This window comes from Nitrospira sp. BLG_2, from assembly GCF_049222245.1.
The window spans coordinates 1-1,984 of the sequence record NZ_JBLYIG010000624.1 but is presented as its reverse complement, the minus strand read 5'-3'; the positions used below and the strand labels follow the sequence as shown (position 1 = coordinate 1,984).

Below are 1,984 nucleotides of genomic sequence, written 5' to 3'. Positions count from 1 at the left end.
ATCGTTTGCACATCGGACATACAATTACTCCTCTACGTCGGGGGATCGGCAAGGTCACTGCGGTGGGAGACAGGGAGCCGGGGTCCCGATTAAACTGATTGATCGTGCAGAATAGGCTAGGTCGTCATTATACATAGAACGCCACGAAAGTGAAACTCGATTTTTTGCATCACTTCGCGGGGTTTGATTATACCGGACGAGTGTCCGCTGTCTACTCATTTTGGTCTTCGGGGTGGAGCGAACGGGTGTGTGCCTGTTTGACAGCGCTCACAATGCGTCTCTAGAATGCCGAGCGATGAACGACCGATTTCTTAAAGCTTGTCGCCGCGAACCCGTGGATTGCGCACCCGTATGGTTTATGCGCCAGGCGGGACGCTACATGTCCGAGTACCGGACGTTGCGTGCAAAACATTCGATTCTCGACATGTGCAAGACACCTGAGCTTGCAGCTCAGGTCACCCTCCAACCGATTAACCGATTTCCGTTGGATGCCGCCATTATTTTTGCCGACATCCTCCTGCCGTTGGAACCAATGGGGATCAGTCTCGAGTTTGCCGCAGGGGAAGGGCCTGTCATTCACAATCCGGTTCGCGACCGAGCGGCGGTGGACCGACTGAAAGTAGTCGACGGCGACGAGCTGGAATATGTCGCCGAGGCCATCCGCCACGCTCGACGCGCTCTCGACGGACGAGTGCCGTTGATCGGGTTTGCCGGCGCGCCGTTTACGCTCGCAAGCTACGCCATTGAAGGCGGAGGGTCTCGAAATTATTTACACACCAAGCAGATGATGTATGGCGATCCTACCGCTTGGCATCGCCTTATGGACAAGTTTGCGGGGGTGCTCACCGGGTATCTTCGGCGACAGATCAAGGCGGGTGCTCAGGCGATTCAGCTCTTTGACAGCTGGGTCGGTTGTCTCTCGGCCGGCGATTATGTTGAATACGTGATGCCGCACGTCCAACGGATCTTCGATGGGCTCAAGCGCGAAGGTGTGCCGATGATTCATTTTGGCACCGGCACCACAGCCATTCTGCGGCAGATGCGTGAGGCAGGAGGCGATGTCATTGGGATTGACTGGCGGGTTCATCTGGATGAGGCTTGGACCATGGTCGGACACGATCGCGCCGTGCAGGGCAACCTCGATCCGCTCGTGCTGTTTGCGCCGCTCCACGAAATCGAACGCCGGGTGGAGGATATTTTGCGGCGAGCAGAGGGGCGTCCCGGACACATCTTCAACCTCGGTCACGGCATACTGCCTACGACGCCGGTCGAACATGTGGCCGCGACGATCGACATGGTGCACAAGCTTAGCCAACGGTGAGATGCGTGAAGCGGTTCACGTGAAGCGTATCCCGTCCGAAGATCAGAGCTCATAGCGTATAGCTTATCGCCAAGGTGGTCGGGGGAAATACCTTGGCGCTTCCCTTCATAAGGTCCGTTTCACGCTTCACGAGATGCGCACGACATAGAACCATGACACACAAGACTCACCACACTGCTGTGCTGCTCATGGCGATGGGCGGGCCGGATTGTTTGGAGAACGTTGAGCCGTTTTTGCGCGATGTTCGAGGAGGCCGACCGACACCTCCGGCGCTCGTGGACGAAATTCGTGAGCGATACCGAGTCACCGGTGGAAAATCACCGGCGGTCTCCATTACGCAGGAGGTCGCGAGGAAACTTGAGCAGCGATTGAATATAGCGGCTCACAGACGCTACAAGGTGTACGTCGGTTTGCGGCATTGGCATCCTTTCATCAAAGAAACCTATGCCGAGCTATTGAAAGAATCACCGGAACAGATCATCGGGGTCTGTATGGCTCCCCAACAATCCTCTCTGAGTACGGGAGCCTATCGGAGAAAAGTCGAAGAAGCCCGTGCCGAGTGTGGAGATCGGACCGATGGGACATATGGCGGCAGTTGGAACCGGCATCCTCGATTGATTGCCGCTCTCGCGGATAATATCCGGGGAGGACTCCTCGCGTGTC

At 56.6% G+C, this 1,984-nt stretch carries 2 protein-coding genes; both read left to right on the top strand.

The window, feature by feature from the left end:
* Window positions 1-295 precede the first annotated feature (295 nt).
* A complete protein-coding gene (hemE, locus tag ACOSYY_RS16540; protein ID WP_421663843.1) occupies window positions 296-1,321 on the top strand; it encodes a uroporphyrinogen decarboxylase in 1,026 nt (341 codons plus the stop codon).
* Window positions 1,322-1,473: 152 nt separating this feature from the next.
* A partial coding sequence (locus tag ACOSYY_RS16535; protein WP_421663841.1) for a ferrochelatase occupies window positions 1,474-1,984 on the top strand: 511 nt, incomplete at its 3' end.

Bases quoted from the DNA above. Each gene is read 5' to 3' on its own strand.
- hemE (WP_421663843.1), top strand. From the start codon at position 296: ATGAACGACCGATTTCTTAAAGCTTGTCGCCGCGAACCCGTGGATTGC.